Origin of the sequence: Streptomyces sp. NBC_00370 (genome assembly GCF_036084755.1) — a bacterium.
In the GTDB taxonomy this organism is placed as follows: domain Bacteria; phylum Actinomycetota; class Actinomycetes; order Streptomycetales; family Streptomycetaceae; genus Streptomyces.
In genome coordinates, this window is the sequence record NZ_CP107968.1 from 7,691,662 (window position 1) to 7,710,342 (window position 18,681).

At 69.9% G+C, this 18,681-nt stretch carries 14 protein-coding genes; 5 read left to right on the forward strand and 9 right to left on the reverse strand.

Features of this window, described 5'->3' with window-relative positions:
- The first annotated feature begins 336 nt into the window (after positions 1-336).
- From OHS57_RS34100 to OHS57_RS34110, 3 genes are read left to right on the forward strand one after another with little or no spacing between them, the layout of a single operon-like run.
- The gene (locus OHS57_RS34100) at positions 337-744 is read left to right on the forward strand and encodes a GntR family transcriptional regulator (protein WP_328584430.1); all 408 of its coding nucleotides are present in this window, start codon (positions 337-339) and stop codon (positions 742-744) included.
- Positions 741-1,640, forward strand: coding sequence for an ABC transporter ATP-binding protein (locus OHS57_RS34105; protein ID WP_328584431.1), 900 nt, complete (start codon positions 741-743; stop codon positions 1,638-1,640). Before OHS57_RS34100 ends, OHS57_RS34105 begins: the two co-directional genes overlap by 4 nt.
- Entirely contained in the window at positions 1,640-2,338 is a 699-nt protein-coding gene (locus tag OHS57_RS34110; protein WP_328584432.1) for a hypothetical protein, read from the forward strand. Before OHS57_RS34105 ends, OHS57_RS34110 begins: the two co-directional genes overlap by 1 nt.
- 57 nt (positions 2,339-2,395) lie before the next feature.
- On the opposite strand, the gene OHS57_RS34115 is transcribed toward OHS57_RS34110, so the two are convergent.
- The gene (locus tag OHS57_RS34115) at positions 2,396-3,019 is read right to left on the reverse strand and encodes a TetR/AcrR family transcriptional regulator (protein WP_328584433.1); all 624 of its coding nucleotides are present in this window, start codon (positions 3,017-3,019) and stop codon (positions 2,396-2,398) included.
- Positions 3,020-3,068: 49 nt separating this feature from the next.
- Between OHS57_RS34115 and OHS57_RS34120 the strand changes: the two genes are divergently transcribed.
- The gene (locus OHS57_RS34120) at positions 3,069-4,019 is read left to right on the forward strand and encodes an NADP-dependent oxidoreductase (protein ID WP_328584434.1); all 951 of its coding nucleotides are present in this window, start codon (positions 3,069-3,071) and stop codon (positions 4,017-4,019) included.
- A 36-nt stretch (positions 4,020-4,055) separates the two neighbouring features.
- Here the strand turns inward: OHS57_RS34120 and OHS57_RS34125 are convergent, their stop codons facing one another.
- From OHS57_RS34125 to OHS57_RS34135, 3 genes are all read right to left on the reverse strand, one after another.
- The gene (locus tag OHS57_RS34125; protein WP_041994183.1) at positions 4,056-5,486 is read right to left on the reverse strand and encodes an MFS transporter; all 1,431 of its coding nucleotides are present in this window, start codon (positions 5,484-5,486) and stop codon (positions 4,056-4,058) included.
- Between the two features lie 51 nt (positions 5,487-5,537).
- Positions 5,538-5,996: a MarR family winged helix-turn-helix transcriptional regulator gene (locus tag OHS57_RS34130; protein WP_041994186.1), complete on the reverse strand. Its 459-nt coding sequence runs from the start codon at positions 5,994-5,996 to the stop codon at positions 5,538-5,540.
- Positions 5,997-6,079: 83 nt separating this feature from the next.
- Positions 6,080-7,387 (reverse strand): MFS transporter, encoded by a 1,308-nt coding sequence (locus tag OHS57_RS34135; RefSeq protein WP_443043116.1) that lies wholly within the window; start codon positions 7,385-7,387, stop codon positions 6,080-6,082.
- 275 nt (positions 7,388-7,662) lie between these two features.
- Here OHS57_RS34135 and OHS57_RS34140 point away from each other — a divergent pair, with 275 nt between their 5' ends.
- Entirely contained in the window at positions 7,663-9,591 is a 1,929-nt protein-coding gene (locus tag OHS57_RS34140; RefSeq protein ID WP_328584435.1) for a Xaa-Pro dipeptidyl-peptidase, read from the forward strand.
- Positions 9,592-9,681: 90 nt separating this feature from the next.
- Here OHS57_RS34140 and OHS57_RS34145 read toward each other — a convergent pair whose 3' ends face one another.
- From OHS57_RS34145 to OHS57_RS34165, 5 genes are all read right to left on the reverse strand, one after another.
- Positions 9,682-12,657, reverse strand: a complete 2,976-nt coding sequence (locus OHS57_RS34145; RefSeq protein ID WP_328584436.1) for a glycoside hydrolase family 2 TIM barrel-domain containing protein — start codon at positions 12,655-12,657, stop codon at positions 9,682-9,684.
- Between the two features lie 74 nt (positions 12,658-12,731).
- Positions 12,732-15,449 carry a glycosyl hydrolase-related protein gene (locus OHS57_RS34150; RefSeq protein WP_328584437.1) on the reverse strand — a complete coding sequence of 906 codons (2,718 nt, stop codon included), beginning with the start codon at positions 15,447-15,449 and terminating at the stop codon, positions 12,732-12,734.
- A gap of 13 nt (positions 15,450-15,462) precedes the next feature.
- Entirely contained in the window at positions 15,463-16,269 is an 807-nt protein-coding gene (locus OHS57_RS34155; protein WP_443043117.1) for a carbohydrate ABC transporter permease, read from the reverse strand.
- A gap of 47 nt (positions 16,270-16,316) precedes the next feature.
- Entirely contained in the window at positions 16,317-17,264 is a 948-nt protein-coding gene (locus OHS57_RS34160) for a carbohydrate ABC transporter permease (RefSeq protein ID WP_041994202.1), read from the reverse strand.
- Between the two features lie 7 nt (positions 17,265-17,271).
- Positions 17,272-18,606 carry an ABC transporter substrate-binding protein gene (locus OHS57_RS34165; RefSeq protein ID WP_328584439.1) on the reverse strand — a complete coding sequence of 445 codons (1,335 nt, stop codon included), beginning with the start codon at positions 18,604-18,606 and terminating at the stop codon, positions 17,272-17,274.
- Positions 18,607-18,681: the final 75 nt, after the last annotated feature.

Below are 18,681 nucleotides of genomic sequence, written 5' to 3' on the forward strand. Positions count from 1 at the left end.
GACCGTCTCCGTAGGTGGTGGCTCGTCGGGGCGCGCGCCCGAGCCTAGGCCCTGTCCGGTCGATCTTCGCGGGCCCGCACCGCCTGGCACGGCACCTCGCCGCGTTGTCGGACCGATCCCCGTACAACCAGTACGGGGATGATCCTCCGCCTTGCGATGCACCGCACCGGACGCCGCGGGCTGATCCGCGAAGATCGACCGGACAGGACCTAGGCGGTATCGGCGATCTCCCCGCTGCTACGAGCCGGCACCAGCGTGGCGAACCGTCCTCCGCGGGCTTGCCCGCCAATCTGGTTCCCTAGTAGGGTAGGGAACCAGTTAGGTAAAGGAGGGAAGATGTCACTTCTTGACGACGGCGGGCCGATCTTTGCCCAGATCGCCGCCGAGTTGGCGAACCAGATCGCCGACGGCACCGTGGGCGAGGGTGAACGGGTCGCGTCCAGCAACGAACTCGCGTCGTTCTACCGGGTCAACCCGGCCACGGCTGCGCGCAGCCTCACCCAGCTCCTGGACGACGGACTGGTGGAGAAGCGGCGGGGCGTCGGCATGTTCGTCGCGGAAGGCGCGCGGGGCCGGCTGGTGCACGCCCGGCGCCGCCGCTTCACCGACCGGTACGTACGGCCGATGGTGGTCGAGGCGGGGCGGCTCGGGATCGGGGCGGACGAACTGCTCGGTCTCGTGCGCGAGGAACTGGCCTCGGCCGAGGTGACCTCGGCCGAGGCGGTCACGGGGGGAGAGGTATGACGCCGGCCGTCTCGGTCACCGGGGTCGATCGCCACTATCGCGGTCACCAGGCGCTGACCGATGTCACCTTCGCACTCGACACACCGTGCATCGCGGGACTCGTGGGCCGCAACGGTGCGGGCAAGACCACACTGCTGCGCATCCTGGCCGGCCAGGAGCTGACCTCCGCCGGGCGGGTGCATGTCTTCGGGGCCCGGCCGTTGGAGAACGACGCGGTGCTGCGCCGGATGATCCTCATCAGGGAGGACCAGACCTATCCCGACCTGAAGGTCCGTCAAGTCGTCGCGGCCGGAGCGCTGTTGTACCCGAACTGGGACGCCGGTCTGGCCGGCACCCTGCTGGACGCGTACGAACTGCCGCCCGCCCGGCCGGTCAAGAAGCTGTCGCGCGGTATGCGGACCGCGCTCGGCATCATCGTCGGACTGGCGGCCCGAGCCGAACTCACCCTGTTCGACGAGCCGTACGCCGGTCTGGACGCGGTCGCACGCGGCTTCTTCTACGACCAGTTGCTGGCCGACTACACGGCCCACCCACGGTGCATCGTGCTCTCCACCCATCTCGTCGACGAGGCCGCCGAACTCCTGGACAGGGTCCTGGTCCTCGACCACGGCCGGCTCGTCCTCGACGCGCCGGCCGACGACCTGCGCGGCACCGCCACGACCGTCACAGGACCGGTCGGCGGCGTCGAGCGGTTCGTCGCGGGCCGTACGACGGTGAGCCGCCGCACGATGGGCGCGCAGACCAGGGCCGTGATGGTCGGCAGGCTCGACGCACGCGACCGGGAACTCGCCGACCATCTGCGGCTGCGCCTGGAGGACGTCACCCTGCAACAGCTCGCGGTCTACGCGGCCGAGGGCCACGACCCGTCCGACCTCACGACAGCGAGGGCATCCTGATGCGTCCCACCCCGGTCGGCGCCGTCGTCCGCTATCTGCTCCTCGACCGTGTCACCTATCTCGTCATGCCCTGGGGCTGGGCGGTCTTCGGCTTCGTCCTCGACGTGGTGATCCTGGGACTCACCCCGGCGGGCGACTCGGACCACCGCTGGGTCGGCGGACTGGCGGCCGTCTTCGTCGTGATGTTCTCCGCCGGCGTGCAGTCGGCCGCCCGCGCACTGCCGTTCGCCGTCGCCCTCGGGGTGAGCCGCCGCGTTTACTTCCTCGGCGTCTCCTCGCTGGCCCTCGCGCTGGCCGTGTGCTTCGGGTTCGCCGTCGCCGTCGGCCAGATCGCCGAGCGCGCGACCGGCGGCTGGGGGATGCACATGGCGTACTTCCGCGTCCCGTACCTGCTCGACGGCGCGTGGTACCAGTCGTGGCTCACCGCGGCGACCGCGTTCGCCCTCCTGTTCCTCTGGGGGATGTGGTACGGCCTGATCCACCGCCGCGCGGGGCTGACCGGCACCATGATCTTCGGCGGGGCGCAGCTCGGCGCGCTGGCCCTCGCCGCGGTCGTCGCGACGTGGGTGCACGGCTGGACGGGCATCGGCCACTTCTTCACCGCGCTCACCGCGACCGGCTTCACCGGCGTGCTCGCCGTCGTCGTCGCCCTGATGCTGGCGGGCGGCTTCGCCACCATCCGCCGCGTGACGGTGTGACTTCGCGGCGCACCCGGCGCCGTACGCCCGGACTGCCCGACCGCTGCCGCTGGACCGCTATCGCCGGGAGAGCGGCAGCCGGACCGCGGGCGGAAGCGGCGTACGGACCGGGTTCGCCTGGAACGACTGGAGCATCAGGGCCGCGAAGCGGCGCGAGGCCGCCACCCGCAGCTCCGGGGTCTCGGCGCGGATGCCCTCGTTCGCCATCAGCGCCAGGCTGATGTCCTCCAGGACGAAGTCGTCCCGCAGCGGGCCCGCTTCCTTCGCCCGCCGTACCAGTTCGAGCAGCAGCCGCAGGGTGCGGTCACGGTCGGCGGCGAAGTCCGCGGCGCCGGGATACTGCGAGGTGAACGCGCGGGCGAAGCCCCGGTCGAGGGCGTGCATCTCCATCAGCCGCTCGATCACCAGACAGAACCCGCGCCACGGATCGTCCGCCGCCACCCCCTCCGCCACGACGGCGGAGCAGGAGGCCAACTGCTCCTCGAACGCCTCGGCCAGCAGCGCCTCCTTGGTCTGGAAGTGCCGGTAGACGGTCGCGACACCCACCTCGGCACGCCGGGCGATCTCCCGGATCGGTACGTCCAGACCCTCGGCGGCGAACGCCGCGCGTGCGACCGCGAGGATGCGCTCGCGGTTGTCGCGGGCGTCGGAGCGGAGATGCGTTATCACTTGCGTCGTCACCGCTCTCACTTTAGTCAAACGGACGGGGTGTTCCGTTACGGTCCGGCGCATGAGAGCAATCGAGTTCGCCGAGTACGGGCCGCCCAGTGTGGTGTACGTCGCCGAGGTGCCGCAGCCGCACGCGGGGCCGGGTGAGATCAGGATCGCCGTCCGGGCGTCGGGCGTCTCACCAGGAGAGATGCGGATCCGCTCCGGGGCCCTGCGCGACGTCGTACCGGTCACGTTCCCCTTCAGGACCGGCTTCGACGCCGCAGGTGTCGTGGACGAGGTCGGCGACGGTGTCGCGGGGGTGGATGAGGGCGACGAGGTGTTCGGCATGGTCGGTGCGGCCACCCGCGGCGCCAACGCCGAGTTCGCGGTCCTGACCGGCTGGGCGCCCAAACCGGCCGGGTGGAGCTGGGAAGAGGCGGGTGGCGCCGCCGGCGCCGTCGAGACGTCCACCCGGGTCCTCGACCGGCTCGCCGTCCGCGCCGGACAGACCCTGCTCGTACAGGCGGCGGCCGGTGGGGTCGGCACCGTCGCCGTCCAGCTCGCCGTCGCCCGTGGCGCCACCGTCATCGGTACGGCGAGCGCGCACAACCACGACTTCCTGCGCTCCCTCGGCGCCGAGCCGACGACGTACGGGACGGGGCTCGCCGCCCGGGTCGGCGCGCTGGCACCGGCCGGGGTCGACGCCGTCTTCGACTGCGCCGGAGGCGCGCTGCCGGACCTCGTCGCCATCGCGGGCGACACCGCGCGCGTGGTGACGATCGCCGACATGGACGCGGCGGCCCACGGCGTCCACATGTCGCACGGAGCGCCGGCCGACGAGACGGGCAAGGCCGTCGGAGCGGGCGCCGACCCGCTGGCGGTGCACGGGCTCGCGCTCGCCGTCACGCTCGCCGGTGAGGGCCGGCTGCGGGTGCCGGTCGCCGCGGCGTTCCCGCTCGCGGAGGCGGCGGCAGCGCACGAACTGAGCGAGACCCGCCATGCCCGAGGGAAGATCGTGCTGATGAGCTGATTCCGGCGGGCGCGTTGACCGTAGCCGCGGCTTTCGTCACCCCTTGCTGCGCACGGACCCCAGCTTGCGGTCGGTCACGGTCATCGCGACCAGCACGAGACTGACGCCGATCATGATCCAGCCGATGAGATGGACACCGCCGTCCGTGACATGGGTGTGGAAGACGATGCCGGTGATGGCCGACGAGGCGATCGAGCCGACGTAACCGAAGGTGCGCAGCAGCCCGGAGGCGGTGCCGAGCTGCTCCGCCGGGGCCTGGGCGTAGAGGGCGGTCTGGTTGCCCGCCGCGCCCGCGCCCATCGCCACGCCGAAGACGAGCGTGATGACGACGATCCAGCCGATCCAGGCCGACGCGCTGAGCATCAGCACACCGGCGGAGGCGACCAGACACGTCAGGGACGCGATGATGACGGGGCTCCGGACCAGATTGCGCCGGGAGAACGGGTAGATCACCAGCCCGGAGACCAGCGTCATGGGCAGGAGCAGCAGACCGGACGCCGTCTCGGACAGACCGCGCACGGTCTCCACCCACTGCGTGATGCCGTAGAGCACGACGTAGACACAGAGCAGCACCAGCCCGTAGCGCAGATACGTCCTGGTCAGTGGCAGATTTCCGGCGAGCAGCCGGATGTCGAGGAACGGGGTGCGGGCGCGCAGCTCCCAGGCCACGAGCGCCATCCACAGCACGACCGAGACAGCCAGCAGATACCAGTGCGCGGTCGGCAGTTCGAAGAGGAACAGCAGCAGCGCGATCATCGCGGCCGCGAAACCCCCTATCCCGGTCACATCGAGGTTGGAGGCGACGGTACGGGCGCTGCGCGAGCGGTCGAGCGGTCCGTCGGGCGACACCCAGGCCAGCGTCGCGACGAGTGCGATCAACGCGACGGGCACATTGACGAAGAAGACCGAGCGCCAGCCGAAGGCGCCGACCAGGACCCCGCCGACCGGCAGCCCGAGGGAGGCGGTGGCGATACCGGCGATCTGCAGCCCGCCCAGCACACCGCCGGGCGGCTGGTCGAGCCCTGCGTCGTGGGCGCGGCGGCGGATGAGCAGCATCGCCGTCGGATACGCGCACGACGTGCCGAGCCCGATCAGCACCCGGCTGACCAGCAGGGTGAGCAGATTCTGGGCGAAGCCGCCCACCAGACCGCCCACCGCGACGAGCACGATGCCGGCCAGGAACACCCGCCGTGGCCCGAACACCTCGGCGGCCTTGCCCGCGGTGGGCTGGGCGATGGCGCTCGCCAGGTAGAGCGCGGTGACCAGCGCCGTCGTCTGCCCGATCGACACGCCGAGCCCGTGGGCGATGGGCACCAGGGCGGTCGCGATGAGGGAGCTGTTGACCGGGTTGAGCGCCGAGCCGATGAACAGCGGGCTGGTGAATCTCCGGGAGAACGGGTGGTCACCCCAGGGCGCGGCGTCCGCGGGCGCCTGTGCTGGAGTGGCCGGGGGACGGGCGGGGGACATCACAACTCCACGGGATAGGAGAGGCTGGAGGGACGCAGGTCGGCGGGGCGGTCAGAGGAGATCGGCGAGCCGCTCGATCAACAGCGCGGCCTCGTCGAGGGCGGCGATCTCCTCGCGGGTGAACGACTCGTCCAGCGCGACGACCATCTTGTCGACGATCGCGCTGCGACCCGACCGGATCGCGGTCCGGCCTGCCGGTGTGAGCGTGAGGATCGAACGGCGTCCGTCGTTGGCGTCCGGCTCGCGTACGACCAGACCGCGCCGTTCGAGCCCTGCGACCGTCGCGCCCATCGCCTGCGGGCTGATCTGCTCGCGTCTGGCCAGCTCGGCGATGGTCGAAGGGCCCCCTCGGTCCAGCCGCGAAACGGCCGTCAGCTCCGGACCTGTCAGGTCACCCTCGGTCGCGGCCTCGTGGACCCGGCGCCTGAACGCCCCCAGGGAGACGCGTAGTCGTGTCGCCGTCCCGCGGACCGCGGCGCTCTCGCCGGCGGACTTCTCTGCCTCAGTCACACTTTGGAAGGTTAGACTTCCAAAGTCAGGTTTGCAAACCCAGCCTTCTCATCTTTCTCATCCAACCCTTTGGCGCTGCCCCGTCACTTCTCCAGGGTCTGTTCCGTCGGTGTCGTCGCCAGGCGGTAGCGCCAGAACGCCGGTACGGCCAAGGCCATCGCGAGCATGGCCAGCACGACCAGCAGCCCCCCGCCCGTCACGGTCGCGCGGGGGCCGATCGACGAGCCGGTCACGCCGTGCAGGGCGTCCGCCAGCCGAGGACCGCCCGCGACGACCACGGTGAACACCCCCTGCATCCGGCCACGCATCTCGTCCGTCGCCGCCAGCTGCAGGATGGAGCCGCGGAAGACCATCGAGACCATGTCGGCGGCGCCCGCCACGGCCAGGGCGACCGCCGCCAGCCACAGCGGCCCGGAAAGACCGAACACGGCCACCGCGAGGCCCCAGGCGCACACGGCGCCCACCACCATCGCCCCGTGCCGTCGTACCCGGGCGAACGTGCCGGACAGCAGACCGCCCAGCAGGGCGCCGGCCGGAATCGCCGCGTAGAGCACGCCGAGCGCGTATCCGCCGCCCGGCGGATCGCCGAAGTCGACCTGCGCCATCTGCGGGAACAGCGCGCGCGGCATCCCGAACACCATCGCGATCACATCGGCCAGGAACGACACCAGCAGCAGCCGCTGCGTCGACAGATACCGGAACCCCTCGACCACGTCCCGCAGCCCGGCCCGCCGGACCACGCCGCCCAGCGGTGGCAGCGGGGGCAGCTGCCACACCGCCCAGAGCGTCGCGCACAGCGCGATCGTGTCGCACAGATACAGACTCGACAGGCCGACCACCGGCACCAGCACACCGGCCAGCATCGGTCCCACGATCTGGCCGAGTTGGGTCACGGTGGAGATCAGCGCCGTCGCCGACGGCAGCTGCTCGGGCGGTACGAGCCGGGCGACCGAGGCCGTCCGGGTGGGCGAGTTGATCCCGAACAGGCCTTGCTGGAGGCCGAGCAGGACCATCAGGACCCACACCGAGTGGAGTCCCGCCGCTGCCTGCGCCCAGAACAGCAGCGAGGTGGCGGCGATGCCGCAGTTGCTGATGAGCAGCAGTTTGCGCCGGTCCATCATGTCGGCGATGGCGCCGCCCCACAGCGCGAACACCACCAGCGGCACCAGGGCCACCACGCCGGACACCCCCACCCAGACCGACGAGTGCGTGTCGTCGTAGATCTGCAAGGGGACGGCGACGGCGGTGAGTTGGCTGCCGACCGAGGTGACGACCGTGGACGTCCACAGCCGCCGGAACGACGCGATCTGCAAGGGGGCGGTGTCCATCGCGAGACCCCGCACCCGGCGGGAGAAGGGCGATCGGCGCCGGGGCAGCTGCTCTTCGGGTATCTCTTCGGGTATGTGCCGTACCACCGGGCGGATCCATTCCCGGCCGGGGCAGCCACGGTCAACTCAGCGTCGTCCACGCTTACCCCGAGCCGTTGTCGCAGGCTGAAGGTTCACGCGTTGATTGACGTTAACGCTTACGAGTTCACCGGTAGAAAACTTAGGTAAGCCTACCTCGCGGTTCGCGGAGGTCAATCCCCATGAGTGGCGTGAATGTCGCTTGTGGATGAGTGATCGTCTGCGGGAGATTGCGCGCGTAACCCCCCAGGAGGTAGTGCATGCGGATCCCATCACACCGAAGAGCTCTCGTCTCGCTCGCCGTCACGGCCGCCCTCGCGGCGGCCGGGATGCCTGCCGCCGCCCATGCGGCGCAGAAACCTTCCATCAAGGTCACCGCCGACGGGACACAGCCCGTCTTCTCGTACCAGGACGCCATCAGGGAGTACGTCCGGGTGCAGTCGACCGTCGACTCCGACGGCGACGGCAAGAAGGACCTGATCAGGGTGGACATCGTCCGCCCCAGGGAGAGCGACCGGGGGCTCAAGGTCCCCGTCATCATGGACGAGAGCCCGTACTACGACAATCTCGGCCGCGGCAACGAGTCGGAGCGCAAGACCTACGATGCCGCCGGGGTCCAGACCAAGTCACCGCTGTACTACGACAATTACTTCGTGCCGCGCGGCTACGCCGTGCTGAACGTCGACATGGACGGGACGACGAAGTCCGACGGCTGCCCGACCTCGGGCGGCGCCTCCGACGTGCTCGGCGGCAAGGCCGTCGTGGACTGGCTGAACGGCCGCGCCACGGCGTACGACGCGCAGGGCAAGCGGGTCAAGGCGAGCTGGACGACCGGCCGTACCGGCATGATCGGCAAGTCCTACGACGGCACGCTGGCCAACGGCGTCGCCGCGACCGGGGTGAAGGGCCTGGAGACGATCGTGCCGATCTCGGCGATCAGCTCCTGGTACGACTACAGCCGCATGAGCGGCACCCTGTTCTCCCGGCACCAGGAGGACGGCCTCGCCGACACCGTCGACACCGATCCGCCCGCCAAGTGCGCCGCGGTGCAGCAGGAGCTGCTGACAGGCCAGGACGACACGACCGGCGACTACAACGCCTTCTGGAAAGAACGGGATTACCGCAGCGGAACCATCGGCGACGTGAGCAAGGTGCACGCGTCCGTGTTCGCCACGCAGGGTCTCAACGACCTCAACGTCAAGCCCAACCAGTTCTCCACGTGGTGGTCGGGGCTGGCCGAGCAGGGCGTCCCGCGCAAGGTGTGGCTGTCCCAGTACGGCCATGTCGACCCGTTCGACTACCGGCGCGACGCCTGGGTGGACACCCTGCACCAGTGGTTCGACCACTGGCTGTGGCGCATACCCAACGACATCATGAAGAAGCCGCGGGTGGACCTGGAGGTCGGTCCCGACACCTGGGCCACCCAGTCCGACTGGCCGGCGCCGCAGGCCGAGCCGGTCACCCTGCGTCCGCAGGCGGACGGCGGGCTCGGTCTCGCAGCGGCCAGGGGCACCGCCACCTACACCGACACCGGGCAGGACGAGGCCACGGTGGTGAGCGACCCGACGGCCGCCGCACCGTACCGCCTCGCCTACACGACACCGCCGCTGACGCGCGACACCAGGGTGTCCGGTACGCCGAAGGTGAGCCTCAAGGTCAAGCTGGACAAGCCGACGGCGAACCTCGGCGCGCTCCTCGTCGACTACGGCACCGACACCCGGGTCAACTACCTGGACGGCAGGGAAGGGGTGAAGACCCTCACCACCGAGGACTGCAACGGTGAGAGCACGGCGCTGGACGACGCCTGCTACAAGCAGGTGGTCACCGACACGGTGACGTCCGACGTCAACGTGGTGGCGCGCGGCTACATCGACGCCCAGAACCGTCGTTCGCTCAGCCACCCGACCCCGGTGGAACCGGGCGTCGCCACGCCGGTCCGCTGGGACACCCTCCCGCAGGACTACGTCTTCAAGGCCGGACACCGGCTCGCGCTGGTGCTCGTCGGCACCGACACCGACATCCAGAGCGACCGGGCCACCGGTGCCCGGATCAGCGTCGACCTGGCGGGCAGCGGAATCACCCTGCCGGTGGTCACCGGGCGCGCGGCCGACCCGCTCTTCTCCACAGAGCGGACCTGGCACGGCCCGTCCCGCGTGACCCTGCCGAAACCGCACCGCTCCTTCCGATGACGAAGGGCTGAGCACCGTCACACTGTCCCGGACCGGTCTGCCTCAGGGCCGTCCGGCCCGGGACGCTTTTGGTTCCGTGCCCCCCGCGGCTCAGCCCTCGGAGATACGGAGCCTGATCGTGCGGGACTCGGGGCGCAGCGCGAACTCCGGTCGTACGTCCGGGCCGCACGCGCGTGAACCGAGTCCGTGCTGGGCCGCGTCGAGGGTCAGCTGGCTCGCCGTCGAGACGGGCAGCTCGAACGGGTGGTCGGCCTGGGCGATCTGCTGCGGCGTGTGGCGGCTGAGGGTGAAGCCCGGGCGGCGTCCCCGGCTGTCCGGGAGCGTCGCGACGCGTAGCACCGTACGTCCCTTGCTGGTCAGTGCGAGCCGGCGCACCTGCGAGCGGTGGCCCGTCTCCTGGGGGCGCGCGTAGTCCACCGAGAGCTCGCGGACCGAGGCGGAGAAGCGGCCGGTGCGGGCCGCGCGGATGCTGTCGGGGTACGACTCGTACGGGCCGAGCCCGAACCACTCGGCGCCGTCCACGGGGGCCGCGCCGTCCGGCAGCTCGAACCGGATCCCGATGCGCGGCCACACCGTCGACCAGCCGCCCGACGGCTCTATGTCCACGCGGAGTTCGAGTCCTTCGCCGTCGAGCGACCAGAGCGACTCCACGACGACGGACGAGGCGGAGTTCGCCGCCGAGACCTTCGCGACGGTCCGCAGGGCCCGCGCGGTGCGCTCCACGGACACCAGGCGGGTTGTCAGCCTGTCCAGCCCTTCGGCGCGCCACAGCTCGGCGTTGGAGACCCCGGCCACACCGGCGTCGCTCTCCTCGACCTCGCCCGACGTGCCTTCGTCGTTGTCGGTGGGGGCCCGGAACAGCTCAAGACGCGGCCCCGCCACCGGGCGTCCGGCGAGACGTACGAGCGAGCCGTTCACGAACTCCGCGATGCCGAGCGTCAGCGTGCCGTCGCTGCGCCGCCACTCGGTTTCGGGACGAACACCGTTGACGGGAAGCCGCGTTGACAGGTCGAGCTGAGCGGTCGCCAGCACATGGCCCTCGTCAGCCCAGGCGGCGCCGACCGCCAGTACCGCGTCGACCGTCAGCCAGGTCTCCGCCTCGTCCGCCACGGATATCGGGGGCAGCGGCACCCGCGCCGACCCGCCCGCGGCGACGGCGGGGACCGGCAGTTCCCCGGAGTCGACGAGCGCGCCGTCGTGCTCCACCCGCCACCGGAACCGCAGATCGGCCGTGTCGGCCGAATGCCGCAGATTGGTCAGGACGATGTCGTCGCCGTCGAAGGCGAAGCGGATCGGCTGGACGACCGCCTTGTACTCGTGCAGGCCGGGCGTCGGGACGTCGTCGCTCAGCACCATGCCGTCCATGACGAAGTTGCCGTCGTGCACGACCTCGTCGAAGTCACCGCCGTACGCGTAGTACGGCGTACCGTCCGGGGCCTTCGCCAGGATGCCGTGGTCGCGCCACTCCCAGACGAAACCGCCGTGCAGCCGTGGGTACGTGTGCACGAGCGCCTGGTAGTCGTCCAGCGCCCCCGGTCCGTTGCCCATCGCGTGCGCGTACTCGCAGAGCAGGAACGGCTTGGTGCGCTGCCGGGCGCCCTGCGCCGGAGTGCAGCCCAGCAGCGGTGTGCGCGAGCCGTCGGTGCCGATCTGTTCGGTCTCCGGCACGGAGGAGTACATCCGGGAGTAGACGTCGGCGTACTCGCCGGCGTAGTCGCCCTCGTAGTGCACGGGCCGTCCGGTGTCGCGTGCGTGGACCCACGCCGACATCGCGGCGAGATTGCTGCCGGTGCCCGCCTCGTTGCCGAGCGACCACATCACGATGCTGGGGTGGTTCTTGTCGCGTTCGACGGTGCGCTCGACACGGTCCAGATACGCCGCACGCCAGGCCACGTCGTCGCTCGGATTGCCGGACCAGCCGACCGTGTCGAAGCCGTGTGTCTCCAGATCGCATTCGAGGACGACCCAGAACCCGAGTTCGTCGGCGAGGTCGAGCAGCCGTGGATGCGGCGGATAGTGGCTGGTGCGGATCGCGTTGACGTTGAACCGCTTCATCCGGGCCAGGTCTTCGCGGGCGTGCTCCTCGTCGAAGACACGGCCACGCTCCGGGTGGGTCTCGTGGCGGTTCATCCCGTTGAACACCACACGGCTGCCGTTGACCAGGAACTGGTCGCCGCGGATCTCGACCGTACGGAAACCCACACGTGCGGTGACGGTCTCCGCCGCCGACGACACCGTGACGTCGTACAGGCGCGGCCGTTCGGCCGACCAGGGTTCCACACCGGCGATGTCGACCGGCGCCACATCGGCCGCCGTCGACCAGACCTGCTCGACGCCGAGTTCAGGGGCGCGCAGCGTGACGGGGAACGCCGCGGGGTCGGCGGTGATCTCCGGCTCGATCCGGCCGTGTCCCGCGTCGAACCCGGCGCGCAGCCAGAGGTCCTCGATGCCCGCGGCCGGCCGGGCGATCAGCGTGACGTCGCGGAAGATGCCCGGCAGCCACCACTGGTCCTGGTCTTCGAGATAGCTGGCCGCCGACCACTGATGCACCCGTACGGCGACGACGTTGTCGCCCGGACGGACCGAGGGTGTGACGTCGAATTCGTGGGCGAGCCGGCTGCCGCTCGCGCTGCCGATCTCGTCCCCGTTCACCCACACCTTGAACAGCGACTCGACACCGTCGAACCGCAGCACGACGCGTTCGGCCCCCGACCAGTCCTCGGGCAGGTCGAAGTGGCGGCGGTAGTCGCCGGTCGGGTTCTCGTCCGGCACGTACGGCGGGTCGATCGGGAACGGGAACTGTACGTTCGTGTAGATCGGCCGGCCGTAGGCCCCGTCACCCTGGAGCACCCAGTGCGCGGGCACCGGGATGGCGTCCCAGCCGCTGTCGTCGAAGCCCGTCGCCGCGAAATCCCCGTCACCCGGCGCCGACTTCGACAGCCGGAAACTCCACTGCCCGTTCAGTGAGCGGGAGGGGGCGTCGGAGTGCAGCCACGAGCGCGCCGGGCGCAGCGCGCCTCGTCCGGGGGCGAGGTCCGAGACATAGGCGGAAACGTCGGAGGCCAAGAGGTCACAACTCTTTCTCAAGAAAAGGGAGGTGGCGGAAGGTCAGGAATGTTCCGTGCGCGGGGTGCCGGTGCTCACCGGACCACGACTGTTCTGATCTCCCACGGTCCGAGGGCGAGTTCGAGCGCGTCGCTGACCGGTGTCGTGCCGAGCGGCCGGCCGAGCAGATCGACGGTGGTGGCCTCGGTGAAAGCGCCGGTCACCCGGGCGGTCGAGCCGGTGTCACTCATCGCGACCAGCCGCACCTCGATGCCGGTTTCCGGGAGGCGGCGGACGCTCGACACGAGAACGTCCGCCCCTTCGACGCGTACACCCGTCTCGGCGGGCGGCAGTTGCCCACCCGCGGCCCCGGTCCCACGGGTGACCAGCACGTCGTTGCGGAACTCCTCGGCGAGGGCCACCGCGTGCGCGCCCTGCCAGCCGGACGCCGAAGGCAGGACGGCGAGGCGGTTCTCGATGCGCACACCGAGATCCTGCGCGCCCGGCGCGGGGATCTCGCCGGCCGCAGGTTCGTCACGCAGCGGATGGATGTTGACACTGATGGAGCCGATCGCCCGCAGCAGTGTGACGGCCAGTTCGCTGCCCTCGCCCACGAGTTCGTACTCGGTGGAGTGGTCCAGCAGGACGGTCGCCGCGCCGGCCGAGACGAACGAACTCGCGGGGAAGGTCGGGAGCGGGTACTCGCCCCAGCCGCCCTCGGCGGTCAGTCCGCGCTCGGTGACGGCGAACTGCCCGGCGGCGGCCGACACCGCCGCCGGTTCGGGCAGCGGTACGTGGAAGCGCAGCCGGTGGTCGGCCGACTGGTTCAGGAACGACGTGGAGACCCGCACGAACGGCTCACCCGCCCGCACCTCCACCAGGGTCTCCACCGGCGTGCGGACCGTCCGGTCGCCGCGCACGTCACGCTCGGCGGAGAGCGCGGCCGGCCACTCGTAGCTCCGGGTGATCCGCAGCCTCGACCGCAGCGGGCCGTTCTCCAGGAGTTCGACGGTGACGTCCACCGGCTCAGAGACGAGCACGTCCTGGCCCGGCGGGGCGTAGTTGTAGCTGTCGCCGCGGTCGCCGCCGTCCACGAGACGGCCCACTCCGCGCAGTACGGTCCCGTCGGCCCCGGTCATGTCGAGCGTCCCGTCGGCGGCGACCGTCACCTCGACCTGTCCGTTCGACAGTGTCCGGTCCGTGCCGGTCGCCGGGGTGAGATCCGTCGCCAACTCGGCGGTCACTTCGATCGGTTCGACCCGGAAACCCGCGAGTCCCGAGGCGGGTACGCGCACCGGCACCAGCGCGGTCGCGCGCGCTTCCTCCAGCGTCAGCACCCGCCACTCGCCGGGGTGGGCGGCAGCGGCGGCGGCCACGTCCCGGCGCAGGATCAGCAGGTCGAAGGGCCCGTCGGCCGGCACCTCGGCGAGGTGGAAGACCAGCGATCCCGGGGTGAGTTCGTAGCGGTCGATCAGCCGGCCGAAGAGCTCGCGGCGGTGGATGCGGCGCAGCACACGTTCGAGCTGCGACGCGTCCATGCGCTCGTCGCTGAGCACGGTCGGTGCCGTCGAGATCAACTGCACCGGACGCGCCGAGCCGTCGGCGCCCGTCGCGATGAGTTCGGTCCCCTCGGGCGGAGCCACGACATCGACCTCGGCCAGCGAAGTTCGCGGGAACGGCAGCGGGTTGGCGACCAGATAACCGTCGCTCGGCACGCGGGCCGCCGGCTCGGCCAGGGCCGCGTCCCGGACCGCCCGCGCGGTGTGGGTGGCTTCCGCGAGTCGCGCCTCGACCTGGTCGGAGGTCTCGTCGGCGCCGGAGCCGACGACCGAGTCATGCGCCGTCGACTCGATGATCTTGTGCCAGGCGAGCGCGAGGAACGGCGAGTCGTCGCGCCGGGACCACAGCGCGTTGATCCGCTCGGCGTGGTCGACGGTGCGTTCGGCGACGGCCATCCGCTGCTTGAGTGCGAGCCGTACGGAGAGCACACCGGGAAGGATGTTGCCGCGCACATGGCTGCGCAGCTCTCCGGTGACGACGGCGGAGACATCGTCACGCACATGCTCGCGGATGTATTCGGCGAGGGTCGCGATGGTGATGGGACGCTGCTCGCCGGCCGCGTCGCGCAGCCAGGACGCGAGGCGCGGGTCGGGTGCGTTGTGGTCGGTGCCGGCCATCGCGAGCAGCGGGTCGTCGCCCCACCGCTCGGCCGTCATCTGCGCGTACTCGTCCAGCGCCCGGCCGATCTGGTCGGGCACGAGCAGCACGTCGAGGCCGTTGTCGTACCCGTCGAAAAGGAACTCCGTGCGCACCTCGGAACCGTCGGGCGCGCGCCAGCGGAAGGCATGGCCCTCGACGGAGCCCGGCACACCGCGCCACAGCGCGGCGTGCTCGATCCCGGCGCGTGCCAGGATCTGCGGCATCTGCGCGACATGGCCGAACATGTCCGGCAGGTAGCCGATGGGCATCGACCCGCCGAGCTTCGCCGCGGCCGCCCAGCCCATCTGCAGGTTGCGCACGATGGTCTCGCCCGAGCAGAGGAACTCGTCGAGCAGGATCAGCCAGGGTCCGACGGCGAGTTGGCCGCCGGTGACCAGGGCCTTGACCCGGTCGCGGTTCTCCGGCCGCATCTCCAGATAGTCCTCGACAGCGGCCATCTGTCCGTCGACCGTGAACCGGAAGTCCGGGTTGGCCTCGGCCGTCTCCAGCACGGTGTCGAGGGCGGCGACGAGCCGGTGCCGGAACACCTGGAACGGCTCGTACCACTCCCGGTCCCAATGGAAATGGGGCACGAAAACGGCGGAGTTCTGCATGAGGAAGGGGACCTTACTTGAGGGAGCCGGAAGCGAGTCCGGTACGCCAGAAGCGCTGGAGGAGGATGAACACAATGATCACCGGCACGATCGAGACCAGGGAGCCGGTGATCACGGACTCCTGGAGCAGCGGCGCGCGGGCGGTCTGGCCGTTCCACTCGTACAGGCCGAGTGTGATCGGGAACAGCGACTCCTTCTGCAGCATCACCATCGGCAGGAAGAAGTTGTTCCAGATGGCGACGAACTGGAACAGGAAGATGGTCACCAGCGACGGCGTCATCAGCTTGAACGCCACCGAGAAGAACGTACGGAACTCGCCCGCACCGTCCAGCCGCGCCGACTCCAGGATCTCCTGCGGGACGGCGGCAGCGGCGAAGATGCGCGCCAGATACACCCCGAACGGGCTGACGATGCTGGGCAGGAACACCGCGAAGTAGGTGTTGACGACGCCGGTCGCCGAGAACAGCAGGAACAGCGGCAGCGCGAGCGCCGTGGTGGGGACGAGCACGCCGCCGAGGATCACCGAGAACAGGAACTCCCGCCCGCGGAAGTGGAACTTGGCGAGCGCGTAGCCGCAGAGCGCGGAGATCAGGGTGCCGACGGCCGCGCCGAGTCCCGCGTAGATCACGGTGTTGAGCGCCCACCGGCCGAAGATGCCGTCGCTGCGGGTGAACAGGGTGCTCAGATTGTCGAACAGGTTGAAGTGCGAGAACGCGAGACCGTTGGTGGAGGCGAGGTCGCCCTGCGGTTTCGTCGCGGCGACGATCAGGAAGTAGACCGGCAGCAGGAAGTAGATCGCCAGCAGGAACATCAGAGCCATGACAGCGGTGCGGCTGACGCGGCTTTCGCGGTTCAGGGTCTGGTTGTTCACAGTCCGGCCTTCTTCGAGGTCAGTCGCATGAAGCCGAAACTCAGGACGAAGGTGATGACGGCGATGACCACGGAGATCGCCGCCGCCTGCTGGTAGTTGTTTCCGGAGGCCACGGCGTAGGCGAGCATGTTCGGTGTGAATGTGCTGGAGATGTTCGAGGAGATCTGCCGCAGCACGGCCGGCTCCGCGTAGAGCTGCAAGGTGCCGATGATGGAGAACACCGTGGTGAGGACGATGGACGGGGCGATGATCGGGACCTTGATCTGCCACGCGATCGTCCAGTTGCTCGCACCGTCGAGCTTCGCCGCCTCGTACAGCTCCTGCGGGATCGCCTGGAGCGCCGAGAACATGATCAGCATGTTGTAGCCGGTCCACAGCCAGGTGGACACGTTCGCCGCCGACCACAGCACCGCGCCGGGGCCCAGGAAGTCGGGTTGCAGCCCGATGTGCTTCAACAGGTCGACGAGCGGGCTGAGTTGCGGCGAGTAGAGATACGACCACATGATCGCGGCGATCACACCGGGCACGGCGTACGGCATGAACGCCGTGATGCGGAAGAACGCCTTGAGCTTCAGCAGGGGAGTGTCGAGCAGCAGCGCCATGACCAGCGCGACGAACAGCATGACCGGCACCTGCACGATGCCGAACAGTCCGATGCGTCCGATGCTGGACCAGAACTCGGTGTTCTCGAAGACCTTCCCGTACTGCTCGAAGCCGCCGAAGGTCGTGTACGACGTGCCGTACTGGCCGCCGGTGCGGCGCACCACACGCAGGCTCTGCCAGATCGCGTAGCCGACCGGCACCAGGTAGAACAGCACGAACGGGAGGAAGAACGGGGTCACGAACGCGGCGATGGTGCCCGCCCGCGGGCCGCCGCCGTTAAGGCGGCGGCGGCCCCGGGGTGCGGCCGGCACGCCGGTCGCCGGGGTTGCGGTCTCAGTCATGCGGCAGTCACTTGCCCGCGGTAACCGGGATCGCCTGATCCTTCATCGACTTCAGCGCGGCGGCCTGGGCGGCCGCGAGGGCGTCACTGAGCGTGCCGTCGCCGGCCGCCGCCTTCGCCATCGCGTCCTGGAGGGCCAGGTTGACCGTCTTCTGCGTGGGGCTCCAGGCGAAGCTGGTGTCGATGTTCTTCGACGAGTCGGCGAAGACGTCGAAGATCTTCTCGTTGTTGTAGTACGGGACGCCCTGCGAGAGCGCGGGAAGCTTCGTACCCGCCGTGGCCGCCGGGTAGAGGCCGCCCACCTTGTTCTCCAGCGCCAGCGCCTCCGGGTCGGTGTTCAGCCAGGAGTTGAACTTGACCGACTCGTACAGGTGCTTGCTGCCCTTCATGAACCCGACGGTCGAGCCGCCCCAGTCGCCGGACGCGGGGTTCGAGCCCCAGGTCGGCATCGGGACGATCGACCACTTGCCCGCCTGCTTGGGCAGGTTGTCGCGGAACATGCTGTAGCCCCAGGCGGCGCCGACGTAGCTGGCGATCTGGTCCTTCTGGTACGCGGCGTACATCTGCGTCGAGCCGTTGGCCAGGTCGGTGCGGACGACCTTGTCGTCGATCAGCTTCTGCCAGTACTCGCTGACCTGCTTGCTCTGGGCGGACTCGACGGTGACGTGCCACTTGTCACCGGAGTAGTTGTACATGTGGGCGTTGTTCTGCCACAGCAGCCCGTTGAACCACTCGGCGTTGTTCGGGTCGAAGAACGTCATGCTGAGGGCGGGGTCCGCCTTGTGCAGCTTCTCGGCGGCGGCCGCGTACTCGTCCCACGTCTTGGGGATCGCGATGTTGTGCTGCTTGAAGATGTCACTGCGCACGTAGAGGGCCATCGGCCCGGTGTCCTGCGGGAAGGCGAACACACCGGTGTTGTCGAAGCTGGCCTGCGACCAGGTCCACGGCACGAACTTCGACTTCGCGTCCTTGGCCGCCGAGCAGGCGGAGGCGTCGACGAACGCGCTCTGGGTGCGCAGCGCCGGCAGTTCGTCGTAGCCGACCTGGGCGAGGTCCGGGGCCTTGCCCGCCTTGAGGGCGTTGCCGATGGTGCCGTACTGGTCGTTGGAGATGTTCTTCGACTGGACCTGGATGTCCGGGTTCTTCTTGTTCCACAGGGCGACGACCTGGTCCATACCGGGAACGGTGTTCCAGTACTGGAGTGTGACTTTGCCCTTGGCGGGCGCACAGGAGGCCGCGGACGCCTTGTCCGACGGAGCCGGCGAAGAGCACCCGGCGAGGAGAGCGATACCGGCTGCCGCCGCGACGGCGACGAGGCGGATGCGCGTGACTGTGCTGCTCATATTTTCCGTTCCAGAGAACGACTAGCGGAGGCGCTAGACGGGTCGACGTTGACTCCTCAAGGCGGGATGCCTTCT